The sequence below is a fragment of the Xanthomonas arboricola pv. guizotiae genome (assembly GCF_002940205.1).
Classification (GTDB): domain Bacteria; phylum Pseudomonadota; class Gammaproteobacteria; order Xanthomonadales; family Xanthomonadaceae; genus Xanthomonas; species Xanthomonas arboricola_C.
This window is the reverse complement of the sequence record NZ_MDSK01000033.1, coordinates 1-15,221: the sequence shown is the minus strand read 5'-3', so window position 1 is coordinate 15,221 and position 15,221 is coordinate 1. Positions and strand designations below refer to the sequence as shown.

Below are 15,221 nucleotides of genomic sequence, written 5' to 3'. Positions count from 1 at the left end.
CAGACGCCAAGGCCCCGCGATGCGGGGCCTCGATGAGGTCTTCGCTGGATGTCTTGGCTGCTACGACCGCTCAGCCGCTGCGCGTCTGCTGCCGCTTCACCGCATAGCCGATCGCCAGGATCAGGAACCACACCGGGCTGGCCAGCAGGGCCTGGCGCGTGTCGGCCTGCAAGGTCAGCAGCACGATGACGAAGGCGAAGAACGCCAGGCACACGTAGCACATCAACACGCCGCCAGGCATCTTGAACGCCGAGGCCGCGTGCTGCTCGGGCCGCTTGCGCCGGTACGCGATGTAGGCGCACAGGATCAGCGACCACACGAACATGAAGAGCACCGCCGACAAGGTGGTGACCAGCGTGAACGCAGTGACCAGGTTGGGGATCAGATACACCAGCATCGCGCCCAGCAACAGGCACAGGCAGGAGAACAGCAGGCCACGGGCCGGCACCGCTGCACGCGAGAGCTTGGCAAAGCCCTTGGGTGCGTGCTGTTCCTCGGCCAGGCCGTAGAGCATGCGGCTGGTGGAGAAGATGCCGCTATTGGCCGACGAGGTGGCCGAGGTCAGCACCACGAAGTTGATCAGGCTCGCCGCCGCCGGCACGCCGGCCAGCACGAACAACTCCACGAACGGGCTCTTGTCGGCCACCACCTGCCGCCATGGCGTCACCGCCATGATCGCGATCAGCGCCAGCACGTAGAAGATCAGGATACGCACCGGGATCGAGTTGATCGCCTTGGGCAGGTTGCGGCGCGGGTCGGCGGTTTCCGCAGCGGTGGTGCCGACCAGCTCGATGCCGACGAAGGCGAACACCGCGATCTGGAACCCGGCGAAGAAGCCGCCAATGCCCATCGGGAACATGCCGCCGTCGTTCCACAGGTTCGACAGCGAGGCCACATTGCCCGACGGCGAACGGAAGCCCCAGGCCACCAGCCCGGCGCCGGTGAGGATCAAGGCGCAGATGGCGATGATCTTGATCAGCGCGAACCAGAACTCCATCTCGCCGAACAACCTGACCGTCACCAGGTTCAGACTCAGCAGCAATAGCACGCAGAGGATGGCCGGAATCCACGGCGCCAATCCGGGGAACCAGAACTGCGCATAGGCGGCGATCGCGATGACGTCGGCGATGGCGGTGATGATCCAGCAGAACCAGTACGTCCACCCGCAGAAGAACCCGGCCCACGGCCCGAGCAGATCGGTGGAGAAGTCGATGAACGACTTGTACTCCAGGTTGGACAGCAGCAGCTCGCCCATCGCGCGCATCACGAAGAACAGCATCGCGCCGATGATCAGATAGACGAACAGGATCGACGGGCCAGCCAGGCTGATCGTCTTGCCCGAGCCCATGAACAGCCCGGTGCCGATCGCCCCGCCGATGGCGATCAGCTGCAGGTGGCGATTGGAGAGACTGCGTTGCAGATGATCGGGCGCGGACGGATCAGACATGGGCACGGCACCGGCAAGTGAACAAGCCGTCAAAAATACGAGATCGCGGCAGCGCGCACCAGCGGTTTGCGTTGTGGCGCCGGGTAGGCCGCAGCGTGCGCCGGCGAATGGCGGTCGGCTTGCCCCATCGTGGTGCGCGGCATATCTGCGCGTCCGCCGCTGCGTTCATCGAGGAACCACAGCCACCGGGGATGCGCGCAACGCACCGCCGGAGCAGGCATCGCCTGCCTGGCACTGGCGCGTTGCAACACTGTCCACTGCGCTGCGCACGCACATGCACTGCCAGCCCGCCCGCATCACCCCCCCGCAAGCCCGCCGCCGACGCGGCCAGGCAATGCCTGATCGTCGTCCTCTTCCAGATCGCCCACCTCTTCCCGCAGACCGCCCTGCTGCGGGGTCTGTTCTTCCAGTGGGATCTGGTCTTCATTGGTATCCGGATTGGGCGTGCCGTGTGCCGACAGCCCGGCGATGGCGGTGGTCGTCGGATGCGCAGTGCGTGGATTGAGCTGCATGGGGTGGCTCCGATCGGTTCGAATAGAGCACCGACAGTGCGCATCGCAGCGCTACCGCACCGTGATCCCGGGCAGGATCGTGCTGACATGGCGTTGACGTCGGCCACACCACATCGGCCACGGCTATCATGGCCGCCTCTTCCGAGGCCACGTCATGCGCCATCGCATCTGCCTTGCGTTCCTGCTCAGCTGCGGCATTGCGCACGCAGCCGCGCCCGAGCCTGCCTCACGCCTGGATGCGGTACTGCAATCGGGCGTGCTGCGGGTCTGCACCACCGGCGACTATCGCCCCTACTCGCTGCTGCGTGCCGACGGGCAGTTCGAGGGCAGCGATATCGCGCTGGCGCAGTCGCTGGCCGGCAGCCTGGACGCGCGCGTGGCGTTCGTCCGTACCAGCTGGCCGCAACTGCTGCCCGACCTGCTCGCCGATCGCTGCGATATCGCGGTCGGCGGCATTTCGGTCACCTTGCAACGGCAACGCCGGGCCAGTTTCAGTGCGGTGCTGGATGTGGACGGCAAGATCCCGCTGGTGCGCTGCGCCGACCAGGCGCGTTACCGCAGCCTCGCGCAACTCAACCGACCCGAGGTGCGCGTGATCGAACCGCCCGGCGGCACCAACGAGGCCTTCGCGCGCCGCCAATTACCGCGCGCACACCTGCGCCTGTTCGCCGACAACACCACCATCTTCCACGCGCTCCTGCAGCAGCGCGCGGACGTGATGATCACCGACGCCTCCGAAGCGCTCCACCAGCAGGCACGCCTGCCCGGCCTGTGCGCGGTGGCACCGGAACAGCCGCTGCAATACGGCGAAAAAGCCTTCCTGCTACCGCGCAACGACCAACCCTGGAAAGCGTACGTCGACCAGTGGCTGCACCTGAGCAAGGCCAGCGGCGAGTACGCGCACATCGTTGAAACCTGGCGCGCACCGCGCAAGGAATCCACTGCGCCCCCGTAAAACCGGGATTGGGGAGTCGGGATTGGGGATTCGGGATTGGCAGAGGCAAGTGACACCAGCGACAACATGCTTTGACGCCGTTACCAATCCCCAATCCCGACTCCCCAATCCCCGCTCTCAAACAATCTTGGTCCGTCGCCACCAGCGCGACACCTGTTCCTCGCGCACCAAGGTGAACAAACCAGCGCCCAGGATCAGCGCGATGCCCACCGCCATTGGCCAATCCAGGTGATCGTGAAACAGCAGGTAGCCGAAAGCGATTGCCCACAGCATCTGGCTGTATTGGGTGGGCGCCACCACGCTCACCGGCGCCATGCGCGTGGCGTACATCAGGCAGATCGCCGCCAGGCCGGCAAGCAGGCCGTAGCCGGCCAACAGCCCCCACTGATACAGCGTGGGCCAGACAAAGGTCGGCAACATCATGATCCCGCCCATCACCAACGGGCCGATCACCCCGGCGCCGTACAAGGTCAGGCGTTTTTCGCTATGCCCGGCCATGCGCAGGGTGATGACCGAGATCGCACCGACCAGGCCGCACACGATCGCGGCCACATGCCCGTGGGTGAGATGACGAAAGCCAGGGCGCAGCACGATCAACACGCCGATGAAGCCGACGATCACCGCCGACCAGCGCCGCCAGTGCACTTCTTCCTTGAGGAACACCACCGACAGCACGGTGACGAAGATCGGCATCAGGAAGATCAGCGCGAACGCCTCGGCCATCGGCAAGGTGGTGAAGGCGATCACCGAGGTGAGGTTGCCGATGGCGCCGGTGAGCGCACGCAACAGCCACAGGCTGGGTTGCCTGGCCATCACCAGTTCGCGCAACCGGTCGTCGGGCTTTTTCAGGAATGGCACCGCCAGCAGCATCAGCAGCGCGCCAAGAAACAGCACTTCGTAGACCGGCAGCGTGCCTTCCAGCAGCTTTACGAACGCATCGCTGATCGAATAGGCCGCATAACAGGCAAACCCCAACAACACACCCTTCAGCATTGCCGATCCTCCACGGTTGGCGCCAATCGGACAACATGTCGATGGGGGCAGTGCGCAGTATGCGGTGCGGCGTGCGTCAGAGGAATCGACGCATGCCGCCGGGCGCGACGGCTGCATCGCCACCGGTACACCGTGCAGACGATGCCGCTCCTCACGTCGCTGCGGATAAGCGCCGCGGCGCCGCCCCGCCATCGTGCCGGCGGCGCGCTGGATACGCATGCGTGACGGGGTCGGTTACGATGCCAGTCCATCCCTCGCACCAGCAACGCGCCTAACGCGCGCCTATCCGGACCAGCGACTCGTGCCCCACTACTCCGGCCCGCTACTCATTTCCTCCGATGCCCAAGCGCTGCTTGCCGCGCGCGGCAGTGGTCTGACCCAGTGGACCGGCTCGCTGGACCTGGGCCGCAGCACCGACACCGCCCAGCTCGATGCACAGACCTGGCAGTGGCGCGGCAGGGGCTACCCGTATCCGGGTAAGCTCAAGGAGCGCACGCTCTACGTCTGGGACGGTGATGATTTCGCCCCGATCTCGCGTTTCAGCGGCGCGCTGATCAAACTCATCCCCACCGAATGGGGCGCGCCCACCTTCGAGATCGATGGCATCAAGATGCTGCCGTCGGCGCAGCTGTCGCCGTTCGACGATGCGCGCCGCAAGGTGGCGCTGGTCGATCCGCGCGGCAAGATCGTGCTGGATACCTGCGGTGGGCTGGGCTACTTCGCCGCCTGCTGCCTGGAAGCCGGGGTGGCGCAGCTGCACTCGTTCGAAAAGAATGCCGACGTGCTGTGGCTGCGCACGCTCAACCCCTGGTCGCCGGATCCGGACGATGCCGTCTACGGCGGACGCCTGCAACTGACCCACGCCGATATCTCGCAGCACATCGCCACGCTGGCAGACGCTTCGGTCGATGCGATCCTGCACGACCCGCCGCGCTTCGGCATTGCCGGGGAGCTGTATTCGCAGCTGTTCTACGACCAGCTGGCGCGGGTGTTGCGCCGTGGCGGGCGCCTGTTCCATTACACCGGTGCGCCCAACCGGCTCACCAGCGGGCGCGATGTGCCCAACGAAGTGAGCAAACGCCTGGGCAAGGCCGGCTTCAGCACGCAGCTGGCGCTGGATGGGGTGCTGGCCACGCTGCCGGCGCGGCGCTGATCGCAGGATTTTTGCCGCAACCGGGAACGCGCAGTCAGTCGCGGCCGACCGCTTGTCGATGCTGCGCACGACACCGCCCTGCAGCAGACAGATGCCGCGCCGAGCATTGGCCGCGTCCGTCAGATTGACGTGCAACCGGTTTGCCAGCCACGCCTGGCCAGCAAACGGATCTGCGATACTGCAGCGCCCACGACAAGGACGTTGCATGCGCATCCGCTTTACGAGGTGGTTGCTCGCCACGCTGTTGGTGATGGCCGGCGCGCACGCGCAGACCGCGCCGCAGACGCCACCGGCGCAGCCCATGTCCGAAGTCACCACCCGCCATCCGGTGACCCGTGCCGTTCTGGCCGGGCGTACGATTCGCCTGGGCGAACATGCCGGCAAGTGCGCAATCCTGCGCGATGACGAAGTGCTCCCGCTGGGCATCGGCGCACCGTGCTACTTCAGCACCAATCGCCAACACGGCGCCCAGGTGCACCACTTCCACGGCAGCCACATCGTGCTGGTGCAACATGCCCACCCTACTGCGGCGCCGGACCGGGATATCAAGCTGTACGGGGCGATCTGCGCATTCGACGCGCAGTCCGTGCGCGAAGTCGATGGCGTGCTGGAACCGGGCAGCGTCGCCAATTCCTGGCACTGCGACCCGACAATGGGAGCCGATCAGAAGCAGTTCGTCTACAGCTACGACACCTGGCCCGGGCGCGAGGCGCAGCCGCCATCGCGCAAGCAAAAGCAGACACAGCCCTGATGGCCGCATGATGCGCAGGCGTCGATCGGCGCAGGCGGTTGCCACGGCCTTGTGAACCGACGGCTGATCAATACCGTCTCCTAAACAGCGGCTTGTCGCGTGCCTGCGCAGCCGCGTCGTCGCCGACAGCGCGGCACCGCAGTTGCGCATGCTGTGCAACCACCGCGCAGGTCATCGCCTGCCGCGTCGGTACGTCGTCCAGGCAACGTAGGTGAACCAGGCGATGATCGCCAACGGCACACTGTTCAGCAACGCATCCCAGCCGATGGCGATCCAGAACCGCTGCGGGTCTGCATCCGCGTAAAAGATCCTGGTCGGCCGGCCGCGGATGACGCTGATATAGCGCCCCGTGACGATCGCCTCCAGCACCAGCCACAGCCGCATGCAACAGGCGATCGCCACGACAACGGCTCCCCCGCCGATGATCCATTCGTGGATCCGGGACGCTGCGGGAGCTGGCGCAGGTGGCGGTGATTTGGGCCGCTTTTTTTTCACGCAGGCATCGGTTCGCTGGTGGCGGCGCAGTGTACGCGCAGCGCAACCGGCCGAGGCCATCCGTCGCACGCATGCAACACCTGGTGGTCGCGCAGTGAGCGCATGACACGCACCTGCCGGCTGAGCGCGGCCGCTATACCGATGGCGCAGTGCACTCGCTCAGAGTGAATGGAATGCTCCACGCTGCATTCGTCTCAGGGAAGATGGCCAGCAACAGTGCAACAACGTGGCGGCGCAACCGCACGATCGTGCCGCAGCCCCGCGCAGATGTCGCAGATGTCGCAGATGTCGCAGCTGGCACCGCGTAGCCGCGCATGCGGCACTCAAACCACTGCCCATTGATCGCGCCCGGCGGTCTTGGCGGCATACAGCGCAAGATCGGCCTGCCCCAGCAGCACATCCAGACCGCTCCCCGCAGTGGCGCTCACCGCGCCCATGCAGAAGCGCACCGGCTGATTGGCGGGCAGGCCGGCGATCTCGATCGCGGCCACCGCATTGCGCAGCCGCGTAAACACCGCAGGAATCTCCTCTGCGCTGCAGCCCGGCAGCACCAGCAGGAACTCTTCGCCACCCAGCCGGCCCAGCCGATCCTGCGTGCGCAGCGCCAGCCTGGAGGCACTGGCCAGCGCCTTGAGCACGGCATCGCCGGTGGCATGCCCATGCATGTCGTTGATCAGCTTGAAGTGGTCCAGATCGATCAATGCCAGCATGCACGGAACCTGCGAGCGCACCGATTGCTCGACCTGCTGCTGTGCCTCGGCGCGAATGGCGCGGCGATTGGGCAGGCCGGTGAGTTCGTCGCGCATCGCCAGCCGCGAGAGTTGCCGCCGGTGGCGCGCACCGAAGGCCAGCACCACCAGCGCGCCCAGCAACAGCATGCAGGCCGCGCATAGCGCAATCCACAAGGCACGTTGACCGGCTTCGCGGGCCTGCAACGCCAGTTGCGCGGTCTCGCTGCGGCGGCGCAGCTCGGCGGTTTCCGCACCACGGCGCGCATCTTCGTAACGCGCCTGCAGGCGCAGCATCACGGTGTCGCGCTGGCGATCCAGGCTCTGCGCGCGCAACGTGTTGGCGCGCTGCAGTTCCTGGTAGGCCTCGGCATGGCGTCCCTCCGCTGCCAGTGCCTGGGCAATGGCATCGAGCAGTCGCGCGCGCCGCACCAACGGCAGATTGGGGTCGTCCGCTGCCCTGGCCGCGATGATCTCCATGCCGAGGCTGCCGGACTTGAGCGCGGCCAATGCCCGCAGCAACACCGCATGGCAGGCGGCCACGCGGCCGACATTGCCCTGGCGTTGCATCAACGGCAGCGCCTCGCGCGCCATTGCCAGTGCCGCAGTGACATCGCCGGTGTCGATCAGCACCTCGCTGGCGCTGGTCAATGCCGCGGCCACACCGGCCTGATCGCCCAGCTCGCGGCTGAGCGCCAGCGCGCGCTTGAAGTGCAGCAACGCCGCATCCGGCTGCTGCGCTGCCAGCGAGGTGCCGTATTCGTATTCGATCAGGCTGCGCTGGAAGCGTGCCGGCTGGCCGCGCAAGCGCGCCAGGGCGCGTTGCAGATAGTCTTCGGCATCGTTGTCTTCCGCCGAACGGCCACCCACGCGGCTGGCCAGCGCGCCGAGCTGGGTCAAGGCATCCAGCTCCAGGCTCAAGCTGTGTTCGCGCACTGCGCACTGGTAGCTCGCCTGCGCGGCGTTCCAGGCCTCGTCGCTGCTGCCGGAGGCGAGCATGCTCCACATGTCGACCGCCTCGATCTCGCACAGCAGATCGGTGCGCCCCAGCGCGCGCGCCTGCTGACGCAGCGCTTCCAGCCGCGCCAGCATGCCGCGGTTGGGGCTCTCGCGCACATCGCTGAGAGCGCCTGCACGATCGCCAGCCACAGCTGCGCCTGCGCCGCGTTGCCGCGCACCCGTTCCAGCATCGCATGCGCCTGCGCCAGTACTGCCTGGCGGCGCTCGCCCTCTTCCAGGGAGATCAGTACCCGCGCCTGCGCCAGCAAGGCCCAGAACTGCGCATCGGCGTCGCCATCGCTGCGGGCACGCCCGAACGCGGCCTGGGCGGCCTGCAGGGCGGCCTTGGGGTCGTCGATCGCGGCGGTCTCGATGCTCTTCCACGGCTGCGGCTGCGCCCACAGCGTCGCGCTGAACAGCATTGCGGCCATCCCCGCGACCATGCGCCGCCAGCGTGGCGTCGCACTGCTCATCGACACCTCACGGCGACGATGCGTCACACCGCATCGCTACCGTGCACGGCAAGCGCCGCCCTGCCCGCATCGGGTTTGCTGGTTGCTGCGGCACTCGAGCTCTCCCATGGTTGGCTGGCGGTGGAATCGGAGCGATGTCGGCGTCTGCCTGACGCCGCATCGATGCAGATACGCGGTCATGATGACCGGCGAGCACGGCAGGTCGTGTGATCGCCAGGCTTTGCGTCAAGATCGTTAACGGCCTGCGCGCAGCGGGCTTGAATCGGCCGACGGATCGCATGGCAGCGGCCCGCAGCCGTGCCTCTTGGCAGGCACTGCGGCCAGGCGTGCAGCCGGCGCCGGCGGCGATGCGCATCGCCGCATGCGGCCGCCCAGCGACAGCCACGTAAACTGCGGCACGGCACCTGCCGCCGCCCGGATCCTGGAGACGCCGTGACATCCCGCCTGCCCCGCCTGCTCACGCTGCTCGCCGTCGCCTTGCTGTCGGCCTGCGCCACCCAGGCGCCGCGGGCGCCACAGCGCTCCCCGGATGCGGTCAAGGCCGACATCGCCCGGCGCCTGCCGGCCACGCTGGGCGATCGCAACGGCTGGGCCGACGATGTCTACGTGGCACTGTCCTCGCAGGGGCTGGACACCAGCGCCGAGCACATCTGCGCGGTGCTGGCGGTGACCGAGCAGGAATCGACCTACCAGGCCAACCCGGTGGTGCCCAATCTCGGCAAGATTTCGCGCGCCGAGATCGACCGCCGCGCCAGCGCGCACCACATTCCCGGCTTCATGGTCGATGCCGCCCTGCGTGTGGGTTCGCCGGACGGCCGCAGCTACGCCACGCGCATCGCGAGCGCGCGCACCGAGCAGGAGCTGAGCCACATCTTCGAAGACTTCACCGGCAGCGTGCCGCTGGGCGCGCGCCTGTTCGACGGGCTCAACCCGGTGCATACCGCCGGGCCGATGCAGGTCAGCATCGCCTTTGCCGAGCAGCATGCCGAGCGCTACCCGTATCCGCCCGGCGACTCGATCCGCCACGAGGTCTTCAGCCGTCGCGGCGGGCTGTGGTTCGGCACCCGGCACCTGCTCGGGTACCGGGCCAGTTACGACGCACTGCTGTACCGCTTTGCCGACTTCAATGCCGGCTGGTACGCCAGCCGCAATGCCGCCTTCCAGGCGGCGCTGAGCAAGGCCAGCGGCATCGCGCTGACCCTGGACGGCGACCTGCTGACGCCCGGCGCCAGCCTGGATGCGCCCGGCGGCACCGAACGCGCCGCGCGTGCCCTGGGCAGCCAGCTGGCGATGAGCGACCGGCAGCTGCGCCGCGCGCTGGAAGCCGGCAACGCGGCCGGTTTCGAAGACACCGCGCTGTATCGCCAGGTATTCGCGCTGGCCGAGCGCGATGCCGGCAAGCCGCTGCCGCGTGCGGTGCTGCCCGGCATCACGCTGGAGAGCTCCAAGATCACCCGCACGCTCACCACCGCCTGGTTCGCGCAGCGGGTGAACGAGCGCTGGAAGCGCTGCATGGGCAAGTAAGCGCGCGTGCGGATCTGCCATCGCTGCAGCACGCGCGCAGAGGCGCCGGTACGTATCGACTTGCTTCCGCCATGCGCATCGCGCTGTGCAGACATGCCTTTCGCACGCAGGCACGTGTGCGGCGGGCAGCAGCAGATGCGGGCGGCGCAGCGCTGGTTTTTTTGGTCGCCTGGCAGCCGCCGGGGGCGATCGCTGCACTGCGTCCCCGATGCCATCTTCGCCGGTTGAAGCGGCTGCGCGGGCGCCGGCGCGTTCCCGGCGCCAAGCACGACTTCTGGCAGAGGCACCTGGCCGACGTGACGGGTAGCATCGGGCGGTCGCGCCGACCGCGTTGCGCGCTCCTTTCGTCCCGGAGAGTCCTACATGCCCACCCCGTTGCCGCTGCGGCAGCTGTTTTCCGCCATCGTCCTGGCCGCCCTGCCGGCGCTCGCCGGTGCGCAGACGCCTGCCGTCACCGCCGCCGACTACGCGCGCGCCGAGCGCCTGATCAACTACGCCGCGCAGCCGCTGGTGGACCATGCCGCCACCCGCATCGACTGGCTGGACGCCACCCACGTGGTCTATGTCGACCACGATGCCAAGGGCAACCAGCTGCTGCAGCTGGACACCGCCACCGGCAAGAGCGCGCCGATCTTCAAGCAGTCCGCGCTGGTCGCCTCGCTCGATACGCTGCTGAAGACCGGCGACAAGCCGCTCAAGGCCGACACCTTCGCCCCAGCGGTCAAGCGCACCGCCGATGGCCGCTACCGCCTCAACGTGCGCGACACCGCGGTGGTCTGCGATGCGCGTGCGCGCTGCAGCAAGCTGTATGCAAAGGACAAGGCCGAGCCGGGCGTGCTGTCGCCGGACAAGCGCAGCGAAGCCTTCATCCGCGACTGGAACCTGTGGGTGCGCGAGCTCGCCAGCGGCCAGGAGACCCAGCTCACCCGCGACGGTGTGGAAAACTTCGGCTATGCCACCGACAACGCCGGCTGGCAGCACAGCGACAATGCCATCGTGGCCTGGTCGCCGGACTCGCGCAAGATCGCCACCTTCCAGCAGGACCAGCGCAAGACCGGCGACATGTACCTGGTCAGCACCAGGCTCGGGCATCCGGAACTGCAGTCGTGGAAATACCCGCTGGCCGGCGACAAGGACGTGACCATGATCGAGCGCGTGGTCATCGACGTGCCCACGCGCAGCGTGCTGCGGCTGAAACTGCCGCCCGACCAGCACCGCTCCACCCTGTGCGATGACGTCAGCTGCTCGCCGGGCCTGTGGGACGACGTGAAGTGGGCGCCGGACGGCAAGACCCTGGCCTTCGCCTCGACCTCGCGCTTCCACAAGCAGGTCTGGTTGCGCATTGCCGATGTCGCCACCGGCGAAGTGCGCACCGCCTTCGACGAAACCGCCAAGACCTATTACGAAAGCGGCCAGGTCGCCGCCAACTGGGCGTACCTGCCCGGCAGCAAGGAGGCGGTGTGGTTTTCCGAGCGCAGCGATTGGGGCCAGCTGTATCTCTACGACCTGGCCACCGGCAAGCCCAAGCGCGCGATCACCAGCGGCCAGGGCAACGTCACCGAACTGCTGCGCGTGGATCCGGTGACGCGCACCGCGTGGTTCGTCGGCGTCGGCCGCAGCGCGGGCGTGGACCCGTATTACCAGCAGCTGTGGAAGGTGAGCCTGGACGGTGGTGAGCCGGTGCTGCTCACGCCAGAAGTCGCCGATCACAGCATCGCGCTGGCGCCCGATGGCGCCCGCTTTGTCGATACCTACTCCACCTCGGTCACGCCACCGGTCACGCTGCTGCGCGATGCCGGCGACGGACGCACGGTCAGCACGATCGCCACTGCCGACATCGGCCGCCTCAAGGCGGCCGGCTGGGTGCCGCCGGAGCCGATCACGGTCAAGGCGCGCGATGGCAAGACCACGCTGTACGGCCTGATGTTCAAGCCCAGCACCTTCGACCCGGCGCGCAAGTACCCGGTCATCGATTACGTCTATCCCGGCCCGCAGACCGGCTCGGTGCGCGGCCGCAGTTTCCTTGCCGGCCATGGCGACAACCAATCGCTGGCGGAACTGGGTTTCATCGTGGTCGCCATCGACGGCATGGGCACGCCATGGCGCTCCAAGAGCTTCCACGACACCTGGTACGCCAACATGGGCGACAACACCCTGCCCGACCAGGTGGCCGGCCTGAAGGAGCTGGGCCGGCGCTATCCGTGGATCGACCTGGGCCGCGTCGGTATCTGGGGCCACTCCGGCGGCGGCAATGCGTCCACCGCCGCGATGCTGCGCTACCCGGACTTCTTCAAGGTGGCCTGGTCGGAAAGCGGCAACCACGACAACCGCGGCTACGAGGACGACTGGGCCGAGAAGTATCACGGCGAGCACATCGTCAACAAGGACGGCAGCTCCAACTACGACGACCAGGCCAACGCCAACCACGCCGGCAAACTCAAGGGCAAGCTGATGCTGGTGCACGGCACCCTGGACGACAACGTGCCGCCATATCTCACCCTGCTGGTGGCCGATGCCCTGATCAAGGCCAACAAGACCTTCGACATGCTGATGCTGCCCAACGCCAAGCACGGCTATGGCGAGCTCACCCCGTATGTCAGCCGCCGCCGCTGGGACTACTTCGTGCAACACCTGCTCGGCGCCACGCCACCGGCCGACTACCAGATGAAGCCGATGCCCAAGAACTGAGCGCACGCACGCATGGTCGCCGGCGACCTGAAGGCCCCTGCCGCGTAGGAGCGGCCCCGGCCGCGACACTCACTGATCGCTGCGCAATGGGTCTCAAGCAGCAACTCCAGGCAGGCGCGGCGCTGTCCGGTGCCTGACCACCCCGCACCACCACGACGCAGCTTGGCCGCACGTTCCATCCGGACAACACCGGATGGAACCACCACCCGCCTACTTCGCCCTACTGCCGCCCAACTGCGTGCTCAGGAACGCCAGCAGGCGGGTGTAGTACTCGCGACGATGTGGCTCGGTGTAGAAGCCGTGGCCTTCATTGGGGAAATACAGCGCCTCCACCGGCACGCCGGCACCCTTCAACGCGCGCTCCATGCGCTTGCTGTGTTCGATCGGCGCGCGCTCGTCCTTGCCGCCTGCCGCCAGAAACACCGGCACCCTGATCTGCCTGGCCAGCATCACCGGCGAGCGTGCCGCCAGGGTGTCGCGGGCGCCCAGCCAGTCGCCGGTCCAGTTCTTGGCCCAGCGCGCGTAGCGCGCGGTGTCGCGCGCCATCATGTCCAGATCGTAGACGCCGACATAGCCGGCGGCGCAGCGATACAGGGCCGGCTCCTTCGCAACACCCATCAGCGCAGCGTACCCCCCCCGTAGCTGGCACCGTAGAGACAGATGCGCGAGGCATCGGCCACGCCCTGCGCGATGGCCCAGCGGGTGGCGTCGGTGAGATCGTCCTGCATGCGCCCGCCCCACTCCCTGGCGCCGGCCTGGGTGAAGGCACGCCCGTAATTGGCCGAGCCGCGGTAATTGACGCGCAGCACCGCATAGCCGGCGGCGGCCAGCAGCTGCGCCTCGTCATCGAACTCCCATTTGTCGAAGACATCGAACGGCCCGCCGTGCGGCATCACGATCAACGGCAGCGGCGTGCCTGCCGCGGCATGCAGCGGCTGGGTCAGATAGCCGTGCAACTGCAAGCCATCGCGCGCCTGGAAACTTACCTGCCTGCTTGCCGGGACGGCATCGGGCGGGAACCACTCGCGGCGGCTGAACACGCGGTCGGCATGCTTGCTGACCGTATCGAACAGGTAATAGTCGCCGTTATTGCGATCGCTCCACACGTACACCAGCACCAGGCGACGGTCGCGGGTGGCCGAGGTGATGTAGACCGCGTTGCCGTCGAAGGCTTTTTCCAGGCTGCGGTAGAGCCTTGCCGTCGGCGACTTCTCGTCGAAGAAGCGGTTGCGCACCCGGTCGCTCATGTAGGACGCGCCGATCGGCGTGGTGCCGTCCAGATCGCGCAGGATCCGGTAGGGGTCGACGGTGTCGTCGTGCAACAACGGCGTGGATTTGCCGCTGGCCGGGTCCCATCCCACCAGCACATCGGTGCCGCTCGCCTGTTCCACCTGCAGATAGGCCTTGTTGCCATCGGCCGCAAAACCGAGCGGAAATTCGCGATGCCCGCTGCTGGCGGCATCATTGACCAACCGCCACGGTGCGGCATCGTCGTCGCGGTAATACAGCTTGCTGACGTTGCTCACGTCGGCGCCGTTGGCAAAGCGGATGCGTCCCTGCTGATCGGTCACGAAGTTTGCGCGCCGCACCGGCGAGGTCGCCACGGTATTGCGCCGGCCGGTCTGGATGTCCAGCTTGTCGATGCGGATGTTCGGGTCGCCGACGAACGGGATCGTCGACACCAGGATGTTGCGCGGATCGCCCGGCAAGGTATCGAGCATGAACGTGCCTGGCTCCAGGTCCATCTTCAACTGCACGCCGTTGATATCCGGATTGGTGCCATAGGGGCTGGCCAGCAGGCGGCCATTCTTGCCATCGGCGTCGATGGCATGCAGCTGGCCGATCGCCATCGGCTCGTCGCGCGACCCCAGCCGCTGCGCCATCGACACCACGATGCGGTCGTCGCTGGCCCACCAGAAATCGTCCACCACGCTATTGGCGCCACCGGTGACTTTTGCGGTGGCCATCTTGTCCTGCCGCCGTACGATGCCCAGCACGGTGCGATCTTCCAGCGGCATGGTGAGCGCGAAATACTCACCCGTCGGCGAGATCTTGATCCGCTCGAACTGGTCGCTTTTGAGATAGGGCGTCAGATCCAGCGGTTGCGACGGCGTCTGCGCGCGAGCCGGCACCGTGATGGTCATTGCCACTGCCAGCGCGGCAGTCGCCACCCTCATCCAATAATGCATTGCGACACTCCGCCTCTTCCTTGGTCCGCCTATGGTGGCAAAGGCGGTTTGTGGAGTCCATCGTCTGGCGCGATGCCATGCAAAGCACGCGGCATCAATGTTGCTTGGCCTGCGCCGACATGCTCAGGTACCGGCGCGTGCGCGCGGGCCCAACAGACCGATACGCCGGAACCACATTTCCAGCGGCACCGTCACCAGCGGCGGCAACGCGGCCAGCAGGCTTAGAGCGGCTAACAAAACCCTTGAATTCTGTTGAGTCGGCGACAACATTGCCGGCATGACACGTCGCAACGAGATCCCTAGTGCGCTTTGGA

At 67.1% G+C, this 15,221-nt stretch carries 9 protein-coding genes and 3 pseudogenes; 5 read left to right on the top strand and 7 right to left on the bottom strand.

Annotated elements, in window-relative coordinates:
* Positions 1-70: 70 nt before the first annotated feature.
* Positions 71-1,447 carry a D-serine/D-alanine/glycine transporter gene (cycA, locus tag XarbCFBP7408_RS17425; RefSeq protein WP_039523314.1) on the bottom strand — a complete coding sequence of 459 codons (1,377 nt, stop codon included), beginning with the start codon at positions 1,445-1,447 and terminating at the stop codon, positions 71-73.
* 296 nt (positions 1,448-1,743) lie between these two features.
* Positions 1,744-1,959 (bottom strand): hypothetical protein, encoded by a 216-nt coding sequence (locus XarbCFBP7408_RS17415; protein ID WP_104564023.1) that lies wholly within the window; start codon positions 1,957-1,959, stop codon positions 1,744-1,746.
* 154 nt (positions 1,960-2,113) lie between these two features.
* Here XarbCFBP7408_RS17415 and XarbCFBP7408_RS17410 point away from each other — a divergent pair, with 154 nt between their 5' ends.
* Positions 2,114-2,914, top strand: a complete 801-nt coding sequence (locus XarbCFBP7408_RS17410; RefSeq protein WP_104564022.1) for a transporter substrate-binding domain-containing protein — start codon at positions 2,114-2,116, stop codon at positions 2,912-2,914.
* A gap of 117 nt (positions 2,915-3,031) precedes the next feature.
* Here XarbCFBP7408_RS17410 and XarbCFBP7408_RS17405 read toward each other — a convergent pair whose 3' ends face one another.
* Entirely contained in the window at positions 3,032-3,907 is an 876-nt protein-coding gene (locus tag XarbCFBP7408_RS17405; protein WP_104564021.1) for a DMT family transporter, read from the bottom strand.
* 217 nt (positions 3,908-4,124) lie between these two features.
* Between XarbCFBP7408_RS17405 and XarbCFBP7408_RS17400 the strand changes: the two genes are divergently transcribed.
* Both XarbCFBP7408_RS17400 and XarbCFBP7408_RS17395 read left to right on the top strand, forming a co-directional pair.
* The gene (locus XarbCFBP7408_RS17400) at positions 4,125-5,060 is read left to right on the top strand and encodes a class I SAM-dependent methyltransferase (protein ID WP_429001409.1); all 936 of its coding nucleotides are present in this window, start codon (positions 4,125-4,127) and stop codon (positions 5,058-5,060) included.
* 205 nt (positions 5,061-5,265) lie between these two features.
* Positions 5,266-5,811 carry a hypothetical protein gene (locus tag XarbCFBP7408_RS17395; RefSeq protein ID WP_181106831.1) on the top strand — a complete coding sequence of 182 codons (546 nt, stop codon included), beginning with the start codon at positions 5,266-5,268 and terminating at the stop codon, positions 5,809-5,811.
* A gap of 171 nt (positions 5,812-5,982) precedes the next feature.
* On the opposite strand, the gene XarbCFBP7408_RS17390 is transcribed toward XarbCFBP7408_RS17395, so the two are convergent.
* Positions 5,983-6,195, bottom strand: coding sequence for a hypothetical protein (locus tag XarbCFBP7408_RS17390; protein WP_104564019.1), 213 nt, complete (start codon positions 6,193-6,195; stop codon positions 5,983-5,985).
* A gap of 434 nt (positions 6,196-6,629) precedes the next feature.
* Positions 6,630-8,506 (bottom strand): annotated as a pseudogene (locus XarbCFBP7408_RS17385) (diguanylate cyclase).
* Between the two features lie 432 nt (positions 8,507-8,938).
* Between XarbCFBP7408_RS17385 and XarbCFBP7408_RS17380 the strand changes: the two are divergent.
* Complete coding sequence (locus XarbCFBP7408_RS17380; RefSeq protein WP_104564018.1) at positions 8,939-10,030, top strand: DUF1615 domain-containing protein; 1,092 nt, start codon at positions 8,939-8,941, stop codon at positions 10,028-10,030.
* Between the two features lie 363 nt (positions 10,031-10,393).
* Positions 10,394-12,718 (top strand): S9 family peptidase, encoded by a 2,325-nt coding sequence (locus XarbCFBP7408_RS17370; protein ID WP_181106833.1) that lies wholly within the window; start codon positions 10,394-10,396, stop codon positions 12,716-12,718.
* A gap of 210 nt (positions 12,719-12,928) precedes the next feature.
* On the opposite strand, the pseudogene XarbCFBP7408_RS17365 reads toward XarbCFBP7408_RS17370, so the two are convergent.
* Together XarbCFBP7408_RS17365 and XarbCFBP7408_RS22990 are read right to left on the bottom strand one after the other, a co-directional pair.
* Positions 12,929-14,862: pseudogene (locus XarbCFBP7408_RS17365) on the bottom strand (alpha/beta hydrolase family protein).
* Positions 14,863-15,030: 168 nt separating this feature from the next.
* Positions 15,031-15,221 (bottom strand): annotated as a pseudogene (locus XarbCFBP7408_RS22990) (hypothetical protein); the annotation flags it as partial.

Excerpts from the sequence above, each read along its gene's own strand:
- XarbCFBP7408_RS17370 (WP_181106833.1), top strand. The coding sequence starts at position 10,394 with ATGCCCACCCCGTTGCCGCTGCGGCAGCTGTTTTCCGCCATCGTCCTG.
- XarbCFBP7408_RS17405 (WP_104564021.1), bottom strand. The coding sequence starts at position 3,907 with ATGCTGAAGGGTGTGTTGTTGGGGTTTGCCTGTTATGCGGCCTATTCG.
- XarbCFBP7408_RS17410 (WP_104564022.1), top strand. The coding sequence starts at position 2,114 with ATGCGCCATCGCATCTGCCTTGCGTTCCTGCTCAGCTGCGGCATTGCG.
- XarbCFBP7408_RS17395 (WP_181106831.1), top strand. The coding sequence starts at position 5,266 with ATGCGCATCCGCTTTACGAGGTGGTTGCTCGCCACGCTGTTGGTGATG.
- cycA (WP_039523314.1), bottom strand. The coding sequence starts at position 1,447 with ATGTCTGATCCGTCCGCGCCCGATCATCTGCAACGCAGTCTCTCCAAT.
- XarbCFBP7408_RS17415 (WP_104564023.1), bottom strand. The coding sequence starts at position 1,959 with ATGCAGCTCAATCCACGCACTGCGCATCCGACGACCACCGCCATCGCC.
- XarbCFBP7408_RS17400 (WP_429001409.1), top strand. The coding sequence starts at position 4,125 with ATGCGTGACGGGGTCGGTTACGATGCCAGTCCATCCCTCGCACCAGCA.
- XarbCFBP7408_RS17390 (WP_104564019.1), bottom strand. The coding sequence starts at position 6,195 with ATGCGGCTGTGGCTGGTGCTGGAGGCGATCGTCACGGGGCGCTATATC.